Genomic DNA, 18,208 nt, shown 5'->3' on the forward strand with positions numbered 1-18,208 from the left:
AGCCTATCTATCTCTGCCGCGTCCGTGGACCTTTCCCATGCCAGATACCCAGCGCCCCTTGGCGGTCACGCTGCAAGTCGTCTCCATCGTCCTTTTCACCTTTATCGGCTACCTGAACATCGGCATCCCCCTGGCCGTGCTGCCGGGCTACGTGCACAGCGAGCTGGGCTTCGGCGCGGTGATCGCCGGGCTGGTGATCAGCGTGCAATACCTAGCCACCCTGCTCAGCCGCCCCTATGCCGGGAAGATCATCGACAACCTGGGCAGCAAGCGCGCAGTGATGTACGGCCTGGCCGGCTGCGGCCTGAGCGGCGTGTTCATGCTGCTGTCGGCATGGCTGAGCAACTTGCCGGTGCTGAGCCTGGCCAGCCTGCTGGTCGGGCGCCTGGTGCTGGGCAGCGCCGAGAGCCTGGTGGGCTCGGGCTCCATCGGCTGGGGCATCGGCCGCGTCGGCGCGCAGAACACCGCCAAGGTGATTTCCTGGAACGGTATCGCCAGCTATGGCGCGTTGGCCGTTGGCGCGCCGCTGGGGGTGCTGCTGGTGGATCGCCTGGGGCTGTGGAGCATGGGCGTGAGCATCATCCTGCTGGCGTTCCTCGGCCTGGCGCTGGCCTGGCCGAAACTGGCGGCGCCGATCGTTGCCGGTGAGCGCCTGCCGTTCATCCATGTCCTGGGCCGGGTGTTCCCCCATGGCTGCGGCCTGGCCCTGGGCTCGATCGGTTTTGGCACCATCGCCACCTTCATTACCCTCTATTACGCCACCCAGAACTGGTCCAACGCAGTGCTGTGCCTGAGCCTGTTCGGCGCCAGTTTCATCGGTGCGCGCCTGCTGTTCGGCAACCTGATCAACCGCCTCGGCGGCTTTCGCGTGGCGATCGCCTGCCTGTCGGTGGAAACCCTGGGCCTGCTGCTGTTGTGGCTGGCGCCGGATGCCCACTGGGCCCTGGCCGGCGCGGCGCTGAGCGGCTTCGGCTTCTCCCTGGTATTCCCGGCGCTGGGGGTGGAAGCGGTCAACCTGGTCCCCGCCTCCAGCCGCGGCGCGGCGGTGGGCGCCTATTCGCTGTTCATCGACCTCTCGCTGGGGATCACCGGACCGCTGGCCGGGGCGATTGCCGCCGGTTTCGGCTTTGCCTCGATCTTCCTGTTCGCCGCCCTCGCGGCCTGTAGCGGTTTGCTGCTGAGCCTCTACCTGTACCGCCAGGCGCCGAAGTACCGCGAGGAGCGCGGCGAGCGCTAGGTCGGTACTTGTCGTACAGAGCCTAGTAGTCGACCTTGCCGCGGCCGGCCTTGATGTTGCCGCGCTTGCTCTTGGATTCCAGGCGCCGGGTCTTCGAGCCCAGGGTCGGCTTGGTCGGGCGGCGCTTCTTCTCCACCTTGATCGCGTCGAGGATCAACGCCACCAGGCGCTCCAGGGCATCGGCGCGGTTCTGTTCCTGGGTCCGGTATTGCTGGGCCTTGATGACGATCACCCCATCGCTGGTAATGCGACTGTCGCGCAGCGCCAGCAGTCGCTCCTTGTAGAACGGCGGCAGGGACGAGGCCGGAATGTCGAAGCGCAGGTGCACCGCGCTGGAGACCTTGTTGACGTTCTGCCCACCCGCGCCTTGCGCGCGAATGGCGGTCAACTCGATCTCGGCATCCGGCAGATGCACGTTGTTGGAAATCACCAGCATGGAAAAGGAATCCGCTTTCAGGGCGTTCAGGATACCGCGCCTGCGGATTTGCAGCGCCCACAAAAAACCCGGCCGAAGCCGGGTTTTCCGTTATTGCGCGGATGTCACTTCAGCGAAGCGTTGGCCGCCTGCAGATTGTGCTGCGCGCTGCGCTTGTTCTTGATGCCGTAGCAGACCCACATGAAGGCGACCCAGACCGGAATCGCGTACACCGAGATCTGGATGCCCGGGATCATCAGCATGATGCCGAGGATGAACACCACGAACGCCAGGCAGACGTAGTTGCCGTAGGGGTACCACAGCGCCTTGAACAGCGGCGATTGTTTCGTGCGGTTCATGTGCTGGCGGAACTTGAAGTGCGAGTAGCTGATCATCGCCCAGTTGATCACCAGGGTCGCGACCACCAGCGACATCAGCAGCTCCAGGGCGTGCTGCGGGATCAGGTAGTTGAGCACCACGGCGACGAAAGTCACCAGCGCCGAGGCCAGGATCGACATCACCGGCACGCCACGCTTGTCGATCTTCGCCAGGACTTTCGGCGCGTCGCCCTGCTCGGCCATGCCCAGCAGCATGCGGCTGTTGCAGTAGGTGCCGCTGTTGTACACCGACAAGGCCGCGGTCAGGACCACGAAGTTGAGGATGTGCGCCGCGGTGTCGCTGCCCAGCATCGAGAACACCTGGACGAACGGGCTGCCGCTATAGGCATCGCCGGAGGCATTCAGGGTCTCCAGCAGGCTGTTCCACGGGGTCAGGGACAACAGCACCACCAGGGCACCGATGTAGAAAATCAGGATGCGGTAGATCACCTGGTTGATGGCCTTGGGAATCACGGTCTTCGGCTTGTCGGCCTCGGCCGCGGTAAAGCCGAGCATCTCCAGGCCACCGAAGGAGAACATGATGATCGCCATGGCCATCACCAGGCCGCTGACGCCATTGGGGAAGAACCCGCCGTGTTCCCACAGGTTGCTCACCGAGGCCTGCGGGCCGCCGTGACCGCTGACCAGCAGGTAGCTACCCAGGGCGATCATGCCGACGATGGCCACCACCTTGATGATCGCGAACCAGAACTCGGCCTCACCGAAGACTTTGACGTTGGCCAGGTTGATCAGGTTGATCAACACGAAAAACGCCGCGGCCGAGGCCCAGGTCGGCACCTCCGGCCACCAGTAGTGCACGTACTTGCCGACCGCGGTCAGCTCCGACATGCCCACCAGGATGTACAGAATCCAGCAGTTCCAGCCCGACAGGAAACCGGCGAAACCGCCCCAGTACTTGTGCGCGAAATGGCTGAAGGAACCGGCCACCGGCTCTTCGACGATCATCTCGCCGAGCTGGCGCATGATCATGAAGGCGATGAAGCCGCAGATGGCATAGCCGAGGATCATCGACGGCCCGGCCGACTTGAGCACGCCAGCGGAGCCCAGGAACAATCCGGTACCGATCGCGCCGCCCAGGGCAATCAGTTGAATATGGCGATTTTTCAGGCCGCGTTTCAGCTCGCCTGAATGCGAGTTTTGTCCACTCATGAAAAGGGTCTCACGCAAGGTTTGATGATGTTCGATAGACGTTGCAGCCGACAGCAGGCTTAAGCAGCGCGGATCAAACCCCAGCGCAGGCACCAGGAGTTCAGCGTTTGTTTAACGGTCATGCGTCACCTGTTTGTTTTTATCTGTGACGAAATCGAACCCACCACGCTTGTGACGCGGCGGAGTGAACAAGGCGGATAGCCTTGAAATTATTGGCCCTGGGAGCGTGTCTCGAGCATTCGAGCCAGGGCTCGTCACGCGTCGAAAGCAGTCGTTGGGGCGCAAAATGCGCGGATACGCAGTTGGGTCACAGTTAAAACGCCGCGCATTGTACACCCCTGACTCCCCACCGCCAGACGCGGCTTATCAGCGCGTCGGGTGCCGGAATCGCACGGGGCCTGCTCGATGCTTGGCATCGGCGGCAAGGTTCGGGACAGACCCGTCGGGGTCGTCGACGAAGGTACGACAGGGATCGTCCTTCGGTGGGAATCGGTTGAGGTGAGCCACGGCGTACATTGCGCCTCCTTCTTGTTATGCACCTGCACACAGGCATGGGCTGCATCACACCCGCCTTGAGGCCGCGGAACAAGCGGCTTGGAGCCCGACGGCGGGCAATATCCAGGCAGCGCCGGAAGGTTTTTCTTACAGCGCTGGACGAGGCTCGATTCCATGACTCGATAGCGGTTTTTTCGTCAGTATTTCTTTACAAGGCGGAACGTATTTTTTCCACTTCAGATCGGCATCCGCGGCGACTGCAAATTGACGGCCAGCGGTTTTTTATCTGTCTGTTCGCTCAGCTTTTTGTTTTTTCTTGATAATTTTTCAACACAAAAACAGAACAAAAAGTTCAATAAAAATATTTCAATTATTTTTTTGCATTTCAAAAAACCCTGGACTAGGTTTCCAGCCACTTGCCGGACCACACCCCCGGCAAGCCGAGCGGCCACGTTGAAGCAGCCAGGGTTTTCACGCACTCCTCCGTAGAACACCCGAGCCGTCTCACCGACTGCTTTTATCCGAAAAGTCATCTAGGAGATTCACGATGCAAGCACTGGAAAAAGACTTGGACACTGAACTGCAACTGGACGATTGGTTTGAAGCAGCGACCCACGAGGCCGCGGTGGAAATGATGCAGGCCGATGCGGTAGTACCGTTCGGCACGGCGATGTGGCCTTTGTAAAAACGGCCATCAGGCAGGAGCGGCCCGGCGGTCGCCCCTGCCTCCACTCGCTGTCCGTCAGGGAGGATCCATGGACAACACCGCTGCCATCCGGCATTTCCTTTACTACCTCGAACACCATCCAGCCCTGGCCGACCGCCAGAGCGCCAGGGTCCTGATCGGCCACACCGCCGAATACACCGCCACCAGCGCCGCCATCATCGAGCAGGCCAGTGAGCCCTTTTGCTTCACTGCCCTGCGCCTCGACCTCGAGCCCACCTCGGTGCTGACCCAGGCCATTGCCGACTGCGATCTGTATATCTTCTTCTACGACTCCTCCACCCTCTCGCCGCCCCGCCCGCAAGGCCCGGAATTCATCCAGGCGCTGCAGGGCGTGATGGCCGAAAACTGGAAGAAATCGCTGCTGTTCAAGGACTACGGCGACTACTTCTACGACACCTTCAGCGTCGAGCCGCAACGCATCGCCGAGCTCAACGCGACCCTGATCCGCCATATGTCCGAGGCCACCACCCTGAGCTTTCGCGACGACCACGGCTCGTACTTCGAAGCGCCGCTGGACAGCATCAAGAAGTGGACCAACATCAACGGCGTGGGCAACTACGACCTGGCCCCCGGAGAAATCGCCAGCCACAGCGAGGCCATCAATGGCCGGGTGAAATTCGTCGGCACCTTCCTCGGCACCATCCCCTTCGCGCGCAAGTACGGCGTGCTGCAATCGCCGCTGGAACTGTGGATCGAGAACTCCACCATCAGCCGCATCGCCACCGATGTGCCGGGGCTGGCGGAGGACTTCAACAAATACCTGGACGCCAACCCGTCCAACCGACGCATCGAGGAACTGGGCATCGGCACCAACGAAGGGGTGAAAGACCTCTACGCGCGCAACTCGGGGTTCGAGGAGCGCCATTGCGGCCTGCACCTGGGGCTGGGCGGCGGCGCCAAGGGCAGCCATCACCTGGACCTGATCTTTTCCAGCGGGGTGCTGGCGCTGGACGACAAGCCGGTGTTCGATGGCAGGTTCGTGTTCTGAGCCAACGAGGGTGTCGATATCGATTCCGCTATCGCGAGCAAGCTCGCTCCTACAGGGATGGATCGCTCTTCTGTAGGAGCGAGCTTGCTCGCGATGCGCCAAAGCGCAAAAAAAAAACGCCAACCCTGAGGTTGGCGTTTTTTCTTGTTGCCTACAGCTTGCAGCTCAAGGCTGCCTCACTCAGGCTTGCGGCGACCGAAACCCGGGCGCTGGCCGGAACCGGCCGGGGCGCCGCGGCGCTTGCCCGACGGTGCATCCTTGTCGACCAGGACGATGCCCGGACGCTTGGACTTCGGCGCTGGCTTGGCCGGGCGCTTGGTGTCGCTCGGACGATCCGCCACTGGCGTACCGCGACCCGACTCACCACGACCGGCAGCCGGACGCGGCGCCCGTGGAGCGCGCTCGCCATCCTGGCGTGGCGCGGGCTTGCGGCCCGGACGCTCGCCTTCGATCTGCGGCTCGCGCGACGGGCGCGGAGCACCGGCGGCAGGCGCGCCATGGGCCGGACGCAGGGTCCGCACGCGCTCGCTCTTGCCCACCGGGCGCGAGGATTTGCGCTGCATGCGCTCCAGCTTGTCCTTGCTCTTGGCGTTGAGCTGCGGCAGTGCCACCGGCGTCAGGCCAACCTCGGCGCTGAGGACGTCCACTTCGTACTGGCTCATTTCGCGCCAGCGGCCCATCGGCAAGTCGGAGTTGAGGAACACCGGACCGAAACGCACGCGCTTCAGGCGGCTGACCACCAGGCCCTGGGATTCCCACAGGCGACGTACTTCACGGTTGCGGCCTTCCATCACCACGCAGTGGTACCAGTGGTTGAAACCTTCGCCACCGGGCGCCTGCTGGATGTCGGTGAACTTGGCCGGGCCGTCTTCGAGCATCACGCCGGCTTTCAGGCGCTCGATCATCTCGTCGTCGACTTCGCCACGCACACGTACCGCGTACTCACGGTCCATTTCATAGGACGGGTGCATCAGGCGGTTGGCCAGCTCACCGTCGGTGGTGAACATCAGCAGGCCGGTGGTGTTGATGTCGAGGCGACCGATATTGATCCAGCGGCCTTCCCGTGGACGCGGCAGCTTGTCGAACACAGTCGGGCGGCCTTCCGGGTCGTCACGGGTGCAGATCTCGCCGTCGGGCTTGTTGTACATGATCACGCGGCGGACCGATTCGGACGCTTCTTCGCGCTTGATCACCTTGCCATCGATGGAGATGGCGTCATGCAGGTCGACGCGCAGGCCAAGGGTGGCTTCTTTGCCATTGACCTTGATCCGGCCCTGGCTGATCCAGGACTCCACGTCGCGGCGCGAGCCGACGCCGATACGGGCGAGGACTTTCTGCAGCTTTTCGCCTGCTGGGCCGATTTCCTGTTGGTCTTGCTGATCTTCACTCATCTGGGCACCTCCCGGTGTGTCGATTCAGGCTTGAGTGGCCTGAACGGTAGTAAAAACAGGTCTTGTGGCGAAGGGATCGCCAAAGGGTCGCGAATCATACGCTCATGGCGCCGGTTGCGCATCAGAGACTAGCCGATAAGTGGCGGCCTACCGGTTTTTCCGCTGGCCGGTGGTAGCCCGACATTTGGCCGCCTGACCTGTAGGAGCGAGCGGGCGGCGATCCGGCTTGCCCGCGATCGAGAACGACGCGACATGCCTGGCACACCGCATCAACGTTCATCGCGAGCAAGCTTCGCTCCTACAGAAGCGTGGCGTGATCAGTCTTCCTGTTCGCGTCTTTCGTTCTCGATAGCCTCAGCCAGCGCCAGGGCTTCGGCCTCTTCGTCGCTCAACTCTGGAGCCGGCGGTTCCAATGCCGCCACGGCGGCCAGCAGCTTGGCGCGGGCTTCGGCGACGCCGAGCACATCGTCATCGACCTCCTGCTCATCGCCAGCGTCCGCTTCGAGTTCGGCCTCGTGCTCGGTTTCAAGCTCCGCTTCGTGCTCAACTGGCACTTCGGCTTCGGCTTCGGCACGAGTTTGCGTTTCGGGGTCGATCTCGGCGCCAACCTCGGCGTCGGCAACAAAGTCGTCCCCGGACGAATCCACCGCGCCATCGCGATGCAGGTCGTCGAAGTCGGTCTTGATCCCCTCCTCCATCGAGTCCAGTTCCAGCAGCAAGGTGTGGAAACTGGTCTCTTCCTTCGGTTCTTCCGGCTCGGCACTGGCGTCGGCCAGGGCTTGCAGGCTGGCGGGCACCGGCGCGTCGTCGAAGTCGAGGACCGGCTCGGTTTCGATCTCGCGCAGCTCGGCCAACGGCGGCAGGTCGTCGAGGTTTTTCAGGTTGAAGTGATCGAGAAACGCCTTGGTGGTGGCGAACATCGCCGGCTTGCCCGGCACGTCACGGTAGCCGACCACCCGAATCCACTCGCGCTCCAGCAGGGTCTTGACGATCTGGCTGTTGACCGCCACGCCCCGCACATCTTCGATCTCGCCACGGGTGATCGGCTGGCGATAGGCAATCAGCGCCAGGGTTTCCAGCATTGCCCGGGAATAACGCTGGGGCCGTTCTTCCCACAGCCGACCGACCCAGGGTGCGAACTTTTCCCGCACCTGCAGGCGATAACCGGAGGCCACTTCCTTGAGTTCGAAGGCCCGACCTTCGCAGGATTTACCCAGAATGGTCAGGGCCTTCTTGAAGACCGCAGGGTCCGGCCGCTCACCTTCCTCGAAGAGCTCGAACAGGCGCTCCATGGATTGCGGTTTTCCCGAGGCCAACAGAAAGGCTTCAAGCAGCGGCGCCAGCTCGCGGGGTTCATTCAGATTCATTGTTTCAGCTCGTTATTCGGCTCGCGCCCGCACATGGATAGCCGTGAAAGGCTCATTCTGTACCAGCTCGACCAGGGATTCCTTGACCAGCTCGAGGATCGCCATGAAGGTCACCACCACCCCCAGGCGTCCTTCTTCCGCGGTGAACAGCTCGACAAAGGGCACAAAACCACCGCCCTTGAGCCGCTCCAGCACCTCGCTCATACGCTCGCGGGTGGACAGCGCCTCGCGGCTGATCTGATGGCTTTCGAACATGTCGCCCCGGCGCAGCACCTCGGCCATGGACATCAGCACCTCTTCCAGGGCGACATCCGGCAGCAGCTTGCGCGCCCGGGCTTCCGGGGCGTCGAGCTTGGGCACTATGACGTCGCGGCCGACCCGGCTCAGGCCGTCGATGCCTTCGGCGGCGGCCTTGAAGCGCTCGTACTCCTGCAGGCGGCGGATCAGTTCGGCACGCGGGTCTTCCTCTTCCTCTTCCACCTCGGCCGAGCGCGGCAACAGCATGCGCGACTTGATCTCGGCCAGCATGGCCGCCATCACCAGGTACTCGGCGGCCAGCTCCAGGCGCACCGACTGCATCAACTCGACATAGCCCATGTACTGGCGGGTGATTTCCGCCACCGGGATGTCGAGGATGTCGATGTTCTGTTTGCGGATCAGGTACAGCAGCAGGTCGAGCGGGCCTTCGAAGGCTTCGAGAAAGACTTCCAGGGCGTCCGGCGGGATGTACAGGTCCAGCGGCATTTCCATGACCGCCTGGCCGTAGACCATCGCAAAGGGCAGCTCCTGCTGCGCTCCGGCCTGGTCGTCAACGTGTTCCACTGCGGACATTCAGGCCTCGACCATGAAGGGAGCCGGGTCGCCGCAGCCGATACGGATCACTTCCGGCTCGCCATCGGCCAGGTTGATCACGGTGGAGGCCATGATGCCGCCAAAACCGCCATCGATGATCAGGTCGACCTGATGCTCGAGCAGTTGGCGCATTTCATAAGGATCGTTCATCGGCTCGGTTTCACCGGGCATGATCAGGCTGACGCTCATCAGCGGCTCGCCGAGCTCGGCCAGCAGTGCCAGGGCGATCGGGTGGCTCGGCACCCGCAGGCCAATGGTGCGTTTCTTCGGGTGCAGCAACAGCCGTGGCACTTCGCGGGTGGCGTTGAGGATGAAGGTGTAAGGCCCCGGCAGGTGCGCCTTGAGCAGGCGAAAGGTGCCGGTATCGATCTTGGCGAACAGGCCCAACTGCGACAGGTCGCTGCAGATCAGCGCGAAGTTGTGTTTGTCATCCAGTTGCCGCAGACGCCGCACGCGCTCGACCGCGCTCTTGTCGCCGATCTGGCAGCCAATGGCGTAGGACGAGTCGGTCGGGTAGATCACCACGCCACCTGAGCGGATGATTTCGACAGCCTGTTTGATCAGGCGCGGTTGCGGGTTTTCCGGATGAATCTGGAAAAATTGACTCACATTCTCTACCTGTTCAGACGGCGGCAATAATTGGGTCATGTTTGAACCGACACCAGAGCGGCGGCAGATCCTCCGGAACAGGGCGATACTCGCCTATCTCGGACCAGCCTCCAGGGCCATGAAAATCACTGCCGGCGCTCACCAGCAGACCGAACTCCCGAGCAAGGATGGCCAGGCTGCCCACCTGCTCGGCGGGTTGATGGCCGTTGACCACCTCGATCGCGTGGCCACCTGCTTGAATATAGTCGGCAATCAGGCGGCGACGTTTGCTGCGGGTGAAATCGTAATGCCAGGGATGGGCCAGGCTGACCCAGGCCCCCGCCGCGCGTAGCGTCTCGACGGTTTCCTCGAGGGTCGGCCAGTGCTGCTTGACGTCGCCCAGCTTGCCGGCCCCCAGCCACTTGCGAAAGGCTTCGGCGCGGTCCTTCACGAAACCGGCGCGCACCAGGTAATCGGCGAAGTGCGGCCGGGCCGGCGCATTGCCGCTGTCACCCAGTTCCTGCTGGATCGCCCGGGCCCCTTCGAGGGCACCCGGCATGCCTTTGAGCGCGAGCTTGCGACTTATTTCTTCGGAACGCAGCCAGCGACCGTCGTGCAATTTGCCGATGGCTTCGACCAATGACGGCGCATTGACGTCGAAACCGTAGCCCAGCACATGAATGGTCGCCCCACCCCAGGTGCAGGACAATTCGACGCCATTGACCAGTTGCATGCCCAGTTCCCGGGCCGCGAGGCGAGCCTCGTCGAGGCCTTCCAGGGTGTCATGATCAGTCAGGGCCAGGACTCGCACGCCTTTCTCGAACGCACGCGCAACCAGAGCCGCGGGCGCCAGGGCGCCATCGGAGGCCGTGCTGTGGCAGTGCAAATCAACATTCACGGGACTGTTCAACCTCAAGTCAGCTGGCGCTTTCGCTGCCATGGATGTTTGTTATTATGCCGCCACATCCTGCTTCTGGCTGCCACTGTGAAACAATTCATCGACTTCATCCCGCTGTTCCTGTTTTTCATCGTCTACAAAATCGATCCCCGAGTCGTCGACATTGCCGGTCAACAACTGACCGTAGGCGGTATCTACAGCGCCACGGCGGTGTTGATCATCAGTTCCCTGGTGGTATACGGCGCGCTGTTCATCTCCCAGCGCAAACTGGAGAAAAGCCAGTGGCTGACCCTGGTCGCCTGCCTGGTGTTCGGCAGCCTGACCCTGGCCTTCCACAGCGAAACCTTCCTCAAATGGAAGGCGCCGGTGGTCAACTGGCTGTTCGCCCTGGCCTTTATCGGCAGCCACTTCATCGGCGACCGCCTGCTGATCAAGCGCATCATGGGCCACGCGCTGACCCTGCCGGAGCCGGTCTGGACCCGCCTGAACATCGCCTGGATCGCCTTCTTCCTGTTCTGCGGCGCCGCCAACCTGTTCGTCGCCTTCACCTTCCAGAGCATCTGGGTCGACTTCAAGGTCTTCGGCAGCCTGGGCATGACCGTGCTGTTCCTGGTCGGCCAGGGCATCTACCTGTCGCGCCATCTTCACGACACCGAACCCACCACTTCGAAAACCGAGGACTGACATGCTTTACGCAATCATTGCTACAGACGTCGCCAACTCCCTGGAAAACCGCCTGGCCGCGCGCCCGGCGCATCTGGAGCGGTTGCAGCAGCTCAAGGCCGAAGGTCGCGTGGTACTGGCCGGGCCACACCCTGCCGTCGACAGCAATGATCCCGGTGCCGCGGGCTTCACCGGCAGCCTGATCATCGCCGAATTCGACTCGCTGAGCGCCGCCCAGGCCTGGGCCGACGCCGATCCTTACGTCGCCGCCGGTGTCTATGCCAGCGTTGTGGTCAAGCCGTTCAAGCAAGTCCTGCCGTAAATCCTCTCCCGCGCGGTGAACCTTATGGGTTCATCGCGCTCTCAATCGCTCATTATTCTCGTTTGACTGCCGACAACTTGCCCAACACTCGATTGGAATCAGGAGTTCCGATGCGCCAAGCTCCGTTGTGCCTGTTGTTGGTCATGTTAACGATCGGGGCGAGCGCCTCTGCCGAAGAAACCGCGGACCCGGGACATTCCACGCCTTTGTCCCTGAGTACCGGCAGCCAGATCAGCGAATTGCAGCAACGCCTGAAAGATAGCGAGCACCAGCGCGAAGAGCTGACCCGGCAATTGCAGAGCGCCGACAGCGAGCGCGAAAGCGCCCAGCTAAGCCGCCTGCGCCAGGAGAACCAGCGCCTCAAGCTGCAACTGCGCGAGGCCCAGGCCAGTTCCGCGCCGCGCCTGCTGACCGATCAGCAGCAATGGTTCGTCACCGGCGCCGGGGTAGCGCTATTGGCCCTGCTCTGCGGTATCTTCGCCAGTGGTGGACATAGGAAGCGTCGACAATGGCTAAATTGAGTGATTCATGAGCGAGCTGTTACTGATTGACGATGACCAGGAGCTCTGCGAACTCCTGACCAGTTGGCTGGGCCAGGAAGGTTTTCAGGTACGGGCCTGCCACGATGGCCTGAGCGCCCGGCGCGCCCTGGCCGACCACGCTCCGGCGGCGGTGGTGCTGGACGTGATGCTGCCCGACGGCAGCGGCCTGGAACTGCTCAAGCAGTTGCGCAACGACCACCCGGACTTGCCGGTGCTGATGCTTTCGGCCCGCGGCGAGCCCCTGGACCGCATCCTCGGCCTGGAACTGGGCGCCGACGACTACCTGGCCAAACCCTGCGATCCGCGTGAACTGACCGCCCGCCTGCGCGCCGTGCTGCGCCGCAGCCACCCGACCGCGGTGTCCAGCCAGATGGAGCTGGGCGACCTGTGTTTCAGCCCGGTACGCGGCGTGGTCAGCATCGACGAACAGGACATCACCCTCACCGTTTCCGAAAGCCGCCTGCTGGAAGCCTTGCTCAAGCAACCGGGCGAACCGCTGGACAAGCAGGAGCTGGCGCAGATCGCCCTGGGCCGCAAGCTGACCCTGTACGACCGCAGCCTGGACATGCACGTCAGCAACCTGCGCAAGAAGATCGGCCCGCACCCCGATGGCCGCCCGCGCATCGTCGCCCTGCGCAGCCGTGGCTACTACTACAGCCTCTGAACAGATCCCTGATCCTTGTAGCCGCTGCCGCAGGCCCTCCTGCATTCGCAAGGTCCCTGCGACCGTACCGGTCGTTCGCAGCCTCGCAGGCTCGGCAGCGGCTACAGGGGTTATGTCAGTTTCGCCAAAAACGTCTTTACCCAAGCTTTACCCTTCGCTGACCGCCGCTGACCTTGATCTCCGTAATCTGCACACATCCGGAACTGACCGGGAATGAGACAAGGAGATACACCATGCGCAAGACCCTGATCGCTCTGATGTTCGCCGCCGCCCTGCCGACCGTGGCCATGGCCATGCCGGAAGGCGCAGGTCCCATGGGTCCGATGGATGGCCCGCGCCACAGCGAACACATGCGCGGCAAAGGCCCCTACAGTCAGCTGGACCTGAGCCACGAACAGCGCCAGCAGATTCGCAAGCTGATGGGTGAGCAGATGCACGAGCGCAAAGAGCTGGTGCAGAAGTACCTGGAAAAACTGTCGCCGGCCGACCAGAAGGCCATGAAGGACGAGATCGCCGCCAAGCGCCAGAAAACCGAAGCGGATATCCGCGCCCTGCTCAAGCCGGAACAACAGAAAGAGTTTGACGCCATCCAGAAGAAACACGCTGAGCGCCGCGCCGAATGGGCCGAATTCAAGGCCTGGAAAGCGCAACAGCCGCAAAAAGCGCAATAATGCTCTAGCGCTTATCCCATAGCCCAGTGGCACCCCACTGGGCTTTCCTTGTTTGAGGACTTCCCGTGCGTTCATTGTTCTGGCGCATCCTCGCCAGCTTCTGGCTGGCCATCACCCTGGTTGCAGGGCTGTCGATTCTGCTTGGCCATATGCTGAACCAGGATGCCTGGATCCTCAGTCGCCATCCGGGCCTCAATACCCTGGCCGAGGAGTGGACGCGCACCTACGAAGAACAGGGCGAAGACGCCGCCCAGGAGATCCTCGAGCAGCGCAAGCACCAGTACCACGTCAACGTACAGGTGCTGAACGAAGCTGGCGACCCGGTGGTCCGCGGCACCTTCCCGCGCCGCGCGGCGGCCCTCGAGGCCCGGCAGAACAACGATGACCGGCGCCTGCCCTGGCGGCGCCTGACCGCCGAATACACCAGCCCGAAAACCGGCGACACCTACCTGCTGATCTATCGCATTCCCCACCCGGAACTGGACGCCTGGCACCGCGACAGCCTGCTGTGGCCGCTGAGCGCCCTGACCATCGCGCTGGTGGTGCTGACCCTGTTCAGCCTGCTGGTGACCCTGTCCATCACCCGCCCCCTCAGCCGTTTGCGCGGTGCGGTGCATGACCTAGGGCAAACCACTTACCAACAGAACAGCCTGGCTCGCCTGGCCGCCCGCCGCGACGAATTCGGCGTGCTGGCCAAGGACTTCAACCGCATGGGTTCGCGCCTGCAAAGCCTGATCGGCAGCCAGCGCCAGCTGCTGCGCGATGTCTCCCATGAGCTGCGCTCGCCGCTGGCGCGCCTGCGCATCGCCCTGGCGCTGGCCGAACGCGCCACGGCCGAGGAACGCGAGCGCCTGTGGCCGCGCCTGACCCGTGAGTGCGATCGCCTGGAAGCACTGATCAGCGAAATCCTGGTGCTGGCCCGGGTCGATGCCGACAACGCCAGCGCCGAAGAGGTGGACCTCAATGCCCTGCTCGACAACCTGCTGAAAGATGCCCAACTGGCCTGTCCGGAACAGCCGGTGAAGATCCAGGCCGAATCACCGCTCAGCCTCAAGGGCTGGCCGACCATGATCGAACGGGCGCTGGACAATCTGCTGCGCAATGCCCAGCGCTTCAACCCGGCCGGACAGCCGATCGAAGTGCGGGCATTACGTCAGGGAGACCGAATTGTGCTCAGCGTGCGCGATCACGGCCCCGGGGTGGAAGCCGAACATTTGCGTCAGTTGGGCGAACCCTTCTACCGCGCCCCGGGCCAGACCGCGCCGGGTCACGGACTGGGCCTGGCCATCGCCCGGCGCGCCGCGGAACGCCACGGCGGCAGCCTGACCCTGGACAATCATCCCCAGGGCGGCTTTATCGCCAGCCTGGAGTTGCCGTTGGTGCCTGACGTTACTGCCCAGGCCTGAGAAGCTTCGCGGGCAAGTCGGATCGCCGCCCGCTCGCTCCTGCAGACTCGCGTCGTTCACCTATCTGGCGAACGGCACTAACTTGTAGGAGCGAGGCTTGCCCGCGATTAGCTATCCGCAACACCGCAACTCTACGATCAGGCCTCGCCCGACCAGGCACTGACGAACTCCGCCGTATCCACCTTGGGCGCGACCCGTGGCTCGTTCAGCGGCGTGCCCAGGTACAGGAAGGCGATGATTTCTTCACCGTCGCCCAGGCCGAGCCCCTTGGCCACATGGGGCGAATAGGACAGCTCGCCGGTACGCCACACCGCACCGATCCCCTGGGCGTAGGCCGCCAGCAGGATGCCGTGGGCAGCACAGCCGGCCGCCAGCCGCTGCTCCGATTTCGGCACCTTGACGTGCTCCTGCAAGCGGGCCACTACAACCACCACCAACGGCGCGCGCAGCGGCATGGCACGGGCCTTGTCCAGGGCCGCCTGGGTCACTTCGCCACCCTGCAATTGCACCGCTTCCACCAGCAGCTCGCCCAACTGTTCACGGGCCGCGCCTTCCACCGTCAGAAAGCGCCAAGGCCGCAACTGGCCGTGATCCGGGGCGCGCAATGCCGCCGCGAACAGCGCTTCGCGTTGCGCCGCCGTCGGCGCCGGGTCCACCAGACGCGGTACGGAAACACGGTTGAGCAATGCGTCGAGAGCCTCCATCGGCCACCTCCTGAAAAAAATGTCCGGCCATTCTACCGATAAGTGCCTTCCGGGTGCCGGTTTACATGCTCCGCACCGCAGGTAGAATGGCGCCCTCCTTATCAGCCCCGAGCGGACCTCATGGCGTTGCCGACCCTACGGATCATTGGTTTCATCATCGGCATTTTCCTGATCACCCTGGCCATCGCCATGGTCATTCCGATGGCGACGCTGGTGCTGTTCGAGCGCACCGGCGACCTGCCGTCGTTCCTCTGGGCCAGCATGATCACCTTCATCGCCGGCCTGGCCCTGGTGATACCCGGGCGCCCGGAGCATGTGCACCTGCGTCCGCGGGACATGTACCTGCTGACGGTGTCCAGCTGGCTGGTGGTGTGCATCTTCGCCGCCCTGCCGTTTTTGCTGACCCAGCACATCAGCTACACCGACTCGTTCTTTGAAAGCATGTCCGGCATCACCGCCACCGGCGCCACCGTGCTCAGCGGCCTGGACACCATGTCGCCGGGCATCCTGATGTGGCGTTCCCTGCTGCACTGGCTCGGCGGCATCGGCTTCATCGGCATGGCGGTGGCGATCCTGCCGCTGCTGCGCATCGGTGGCATGCGCCTGTTCCAGACAGAGTCCTCGGACCGCTCGGAAAAGGTCATGCCGCGTTCGCACATGGTGGCGCGGCTGATCGTGGCGGCCTATGTCGGCATCACCATTCTCGGTAGCCTGGCCTTCTGGTGGGCCGGGATGAGCCTGTTCGACGCGATCAACCACGCGATGTCGGCGATTTCCACCGGCGGCTTCTCCACCTCCGACAGCTCGCTGGCGCACTGGCCGCAACCGGCGGTGCACTGGGTGGCGGTGGTGGTCATGATCCTCGGCAGCCTGCCGTTCACCCTGTACGTCGCCACCCTGCGCGGCAACCGCCGGGCGCTGATCAAGGACCAGCAGGTCCAGGGCTTGCTCGGCATGCTGCTGGTGACCTGGCTGGTGCTCGGCACCTGGTACTGGTGGACCACCCAGCTGCATTGGCTGGAAGCCCTGCGTCACGTCGCGCTGAACGTCACCTCGGTGGTCACCACCACCGGTTTCGCCCTGGGCGACTACAGCCTGTGGGGCAACTTCTCGCTGATGCTGTTCTTTTACCTGGGCTTCGTCGGCGGCTGTTCCGGCTCGACCGCCGGCGGGATCAAGATTTTCCGCTTCCAGGTCGCCTACATCCTGCTCAAGGCCAACTTGAACCAGCTGATCCACCCGCGCGCGGTAATCAAGCAGAAATACAACGGTCACCGCCTCGACGAGGAAATCGTCCGTTCGATCCTGACCTTCTCGTTCTTCTTCGCCATCACCATCTGCGTGATCGCCCTGGCGCTGTCGCTGCTGGGAGTGGACTGGATGACCGCCCTGACCGGCGCGGCCAGTACGGTGTCGGGGGTCGGCCCGGGCCTGGGCGAAACCATAGGCCCAGCCGGCAACTTCGCCACCCTGCCGGACGCCGCCAAGTGGATTCTGTCCCTGGGCATGCTGCTCGGCCGGCTGGAGATCATCACCGTATTCGTGTTGTGTATTCCGGCATTCTGGCGTCACTGATCGAGGCCGAGGACTCCAGCAGCCGCGCCCGGTATTCGCCGGGCGTGGCATCGAACCAGCGGCGGAAAGCGCGGAAAAAGTTGCTCGGGTCGGCAAACCCCAACAGATAGGCAATCTCCAGCAGGGTCATGCTCGGCTGCGCCAGGTACTGCTCGGCCAGCTCACGGCGGGTGTCGTCGAGCAGGGTCTGGAAACTGGTGCCCTCCTCCTGCAGACGCCGTTGCAGGGTGCGCTGGGACAGGTGCAGGGTCTGGGCCACGGCTTCGCGCTTCGGCTCGCCCTGGGGCAACAACCGGCACAGCGCCTGGCGCGCCTTGTGCGTCACCCGGCTTTCGGAGAACCGCGCCAGGTATTCACCGGCGAAGCGGTCATGCAGCAGCGCCATGGCCTCATTGGCGGTCGGCAATGGCGCTTCCAGATCGGCACGCTCGAAAATCAACGCATCGTAAGGCGCGTTGAACACCAGCGGCGCATGAAACGCCTGCTTGTAAGGCTCCAGATCGACCGGCACCGCCCCCTGCATCAGTACCTGGCGCGGCTGCAGCGTCCGCCCGGTCAACCAGCCACACAGCGCCAGCGCACAGGCCAGCGAGGCTTCGGCACTTTGCCGGGTCGGCGGCAGATGATCGCCGTGCACCGTCAGAATCAGCGCATAACCTTCAGGTAAAAGCCGGAAACTCAGATCAGCGCTTTCCGCGATGATCCGCTGGTAGCGCACCAGGCGCTGGAACCCCTCGGCCAGGGTACGGCTGGACATCAGGGCATATCCGGCCACGTTGAAGGAGGCCGGTCGCACCACCTTGCCCATGTTCAGGCCGATCGCCGGGTTGCCGGACTGTTCCACCGCTCGTTGCCAGAGACGGGTCATCGAGTCCTGCGGGAAACGCGCGTCCGGATCGTCCAGCGCGGCATAGTCGAGCCCGATCTGCTTGAACAATGCACGGCAATCCAGGCCGTCCATCTCCAGAGCTTTGACAATTCCCATCGCCCAGCTTGCAGAAGTCGTTCGTTCGCTCATGGTGGGTTCTTTTACATGATGAGCCGCATGCCACGGCCGATTTCTCAAGGATACTAAAGTGGCGCCTATTGTCACTGGCCCCAGCCATTGATGACTCTAGACTCAAATAAGCTCCCCGCAGAGCGTCCCGCTGACAGA

20 protein-coding genes are annotated in these 18,208 nt (G+C 63.2%); 10 read left to right on the top strand and 10 right to left on the bottom strand.

Annotated elements, in window-relative coordinates; all coding sequences use genetic code 11:
• Positions 1 to 37 precede the first annotated feature (37 nt).
• Entirely contained in the window at positions 38 to 1,237 is a 1,200-nt protein-coding gene (locus NRG23_RS11190) for an MFS transporter (RefSeq protein WP_257374621.1), read from the top strand.
• A gap of 22 nt (positions 1,238 to 1,259) precedes the next feature.
• Here the strand turns inward: NRG23_RS11190 and arfB are convergent, their stop codons facing one another.
• The 3 genes from arfB to NRG23_RS11205 form a co-directional block, all read right to left on the bottom strand.
• On the bottom strand, positions 1,260 to 1,673 hold the full coding sequence (arfB, locus tag NRG23_RS11195) for an alternative ribosome rescue aminoacyl-tRNA hydrolase ArfB (RefSeq protein ID WP_029526192.1): 414 nt from the start codon (positions 1,671 to 1,673) through the stop codon (positions 1,260 to 1,262).
• A 104-nt stretch (positions 1,674 to 1,777) separates the two neighbouring features.
• Positions 1,778 to 3,199 carry an amino acid permease gene (locus NRG23_RS11200; protein ID WP_124312932.1) on the bottom strand — a complete coding sequence of 474 codons (1,422 nt, stop codon included), beginning with the start codon at positions 3,197 to 3,199 and terminating at the stop codon, positions 1,778 to 1,780.
• Between the two features lie 731 nt (positions 3,200 to 3,930).
• Complete coding sequence (locus tag NRG23_RS11205) at positions 3,931 to 4,227, bottom strand: hypothetical protein (protein WP_257374622.1); 297 nt, start codon at positions 4,225 to 4,227, stop codon at positions 3,931 to 3,933.
• 14 nt (positions 4,228 to 4,241) lie between these two features.
• Here NRG23_RS11205 and NRG23_RS11210 point away from each other — a divergent pair, with 14 nt between their 5' ends.
• Positions 4,242 to 4,379 carry a hypothetical protein gene (locus tag NRG23_RS11210; protein WP_007930088.1) on the top strand — a complete coding sequence of 46 codons (138 nt, stop codon included), beginning with the start codon at positions 4,242 to 4,244 and terminating at the stop codon, positions 4,377 to 4,379.
• Positions 4,380 to 4,449: 70 nt separating this feature from the next.
• On the top strand, positions 4,450 to 5,409 hold the full coding sequence (locus tag NRG23_RS11215; RefSeq protein WP_257374623.1) for a leucyl aminopeptidase: 960 nt from the start codon (positions 4,450 to 4,452) through the stop codon (positions 5,407 to 5,409).
• A 176-nt stretch (positions 5,410 to 5,585) separates the two neighbouring features.
• Here the strand turns inward: NRG23_RS11215 and rluB are convergent, their stop codons facing one another.
• From rluB to NRG23_RS11240, 5 genes are all read right to left on the bottom strand, one after another.
• A complete protein-coding gene (gene rluB / locus NRG23_RS11220) occupies positions 5,586 to 6,800 on the bottom strand; it encodes a 23S rRNA pseudouridine(2605) synthase RluB (protein ID WP_016702275.1) in 1,215 nt (404 codons plus the stop codon).
• 317 nt (positions 6,801 to 7,117) lie between these two features.
• Complete coding sequence (scpB, locus tag NRG23_RS11225; RefSeq protein ID WP_028681948.1) at positions 7,118 to 8,167, bottom strand: SMC-Scp complex subunit ScpB; 1,050 nt, start codon at positions 8,165 to 8,167, stop codon at positions 7,118 to 7,120.
• Positions 8,168 to 8,179: 12 nt separating this feature from the next.
• Complete coding sequence (locus tag NRG23_RS11230; protein ID WP_172667002.1) at positions 8,180 to 8,878, bottom strand: ScpA family protein; 699 nt, start codon at positions 8,876 to 8,878, stop codon at positions 8,180 to 8,182.
• A 120-nt stretch (positions 8,879 to 8,998) separates the two neighbouring features.
• A complete protein-coding gene (locus tag NRG23_RS11235) occupies positions 8,999 to 9,628 on the bottom strand; it encodes an L-threonylcarbamoyladenylate synthase (RefSeq protein WP_009042694.1) in 630 nt (209 codons plus the stop codon).
• A gap of 13 nt (positions 9,629 to 9,641) precedes the next feature.
• Positions 9,642 to 10,505 (bottom strand): PHP domain-containing protein, encoded by an 864-nt coding sequence (locus NRG23_RS11240; protein ID WP_009047660.1) that lies wholly within the window; start codon positions 10,503 to 10,505, stop codon positions 9,642 to 9,644.
• A gap of 87 nt (positions 10,506 to 10,592) precedes the next feature.
• Here NRG23_RS11240 and NRG23_RS11245 point away from each other — a divergent pair, with 87 nt between their 5' ends.
• From NRG23_RS11245 to NRG23_RS11270, 6 genes are all read left to right on the top strand, one after another.
• On the top strand, positions 10,593 to 11,189 hold the full coding sequence (locus NRG23_RS11245) for a septation protein A (RefSeq protein ID WP_009047659.1): 597 nt from the start codon (positions 10,593 to 10,595) through the stop codon (positions 11,187 to 11,189).
• Position 11,190: 1 nt separating this feature from the next.
• Positions 11,191 to 11,490 carry a YciI family protein gene (locus tag NRG23_RS11250; protein WP_009047658.1) on the top strand — a complete coding sequence of 100 codons (300 nt, stop codon included), beginning with the start codon at positions 11,191 to 11,193 and terminating at the stop codon, positions 11,488 to 11,490.
• Positions 11,491 to 11,600: 110 nt separating this feature from the next.
• Complete coding sequence (locus NRG23_RS11255) at positions 11,601 to 12,011, top strand: translation initiation factor 2 (protein WP_257374624.1); 411 nt, start codon at positions 11,601 to 11,603, stop codon at positions 12,009 to 12,011.
• A gap of 7 nt (positions 12,012 to 12,018) precedes the next feature.
• Positions 12,019 to 12,696 (top strand): response regulator transcription factor, encoded by a 678-nt coding sequence (locus NRG23_RS11260; protein ID WP_009047656.1) that lies wholly within the window; start codon positions 12,019 to 12,021, stop codon positions 12,694 to 12,696.
• 233 nt (positions 12,697 to 12,929) lie between these two features.
• On the top strand, positions 12,930 to 13,367 hold the full coding sequence (locus tag NRG23_RS11265) for a Spy/CpxP family protein refolding chaperone (protein WP_009047655.1): 438 nt from the start codon (positions 12,930 to 12,932) through the stop codon (positions 13,365 to 13,367).
• A 65-nt stretch (positions 13,368 to 13,432) separates the two neighbouring features.
• Entirely contained in the window at positions 13,433 to 14,773 is a 1,341-nt protein-coding gene (locus tag NRG23_RS11270) for a HAMP domain-containing sensor histidine kinase (protein WP_041987069.1), read from the top strand.
• A 137-nt stretch (positions 14,774 to 14,910) separates the two neighbouring features.
• On the opposite strand, the gene NRG23_RS11275 is transcribed toward NRG23_RS11270, so the two are convergent.
• The gene (locus tag NRG23_RS11275; protein ID WP_257374625.1) at positions 14,911 to 15,477 is read right to left on the bottom strand and encodes a nitroreductase family protein; all 567 of its coding nucleotides are present in this window, start codon (positions 15,475 to 15,477) and stop codon (positions 14,911 to 14,913) included.
• A gap of 120 nt (positions 15,478 to 15,597) precedes the next feature.
• Here NRG23_RS11275 and NRG23_RS11280 point away from each other — a divergent pair, with 120 nt between their 5' ends.
• Positions 15,598 to 17,052, top strand: coding sequence for a TrkH family potassium uptake protein (locus NRG23_RS11280; protein WP_009047652.1), 1,455 nt, complete (start codon positions 15,598 to 15,600; stop codon positions 17,050 to 17,052).
• Here the strand turns inward: NRG23_RS11280 and NRG23_RS11285 are convergent.
• Positions 17,009 to 18,070: an AraC family transcriptional regulator gene (locus NRG23_RS11285; protein WP_110177057.1), complete on the bottom strand. Its 1,062-nt coding sequence runs from the start codon at positions 18,068 to 18,070 to the stop codon at positions 17,009 to 17,011. The two genes, NRG23_RS11280 and NRG23_RS11285, sit on opposite strands and share 44 nt — an antisense overlap.
• Between the last annotated feature and the right edge of the window lie 138 nt (positions 18,071 to 18,208).

Origin of the sequence: Pseudomonas sp. T8, assembly GCF_024610635.1 — a bacterium.
GTDB lineage: Bacteria > Pseudomonadota > Gammaproteobacteria > Pseudomonadales > Pseudomonadaceae > Aquipseudomonas > Aquipseudomonas chlororaphis_I.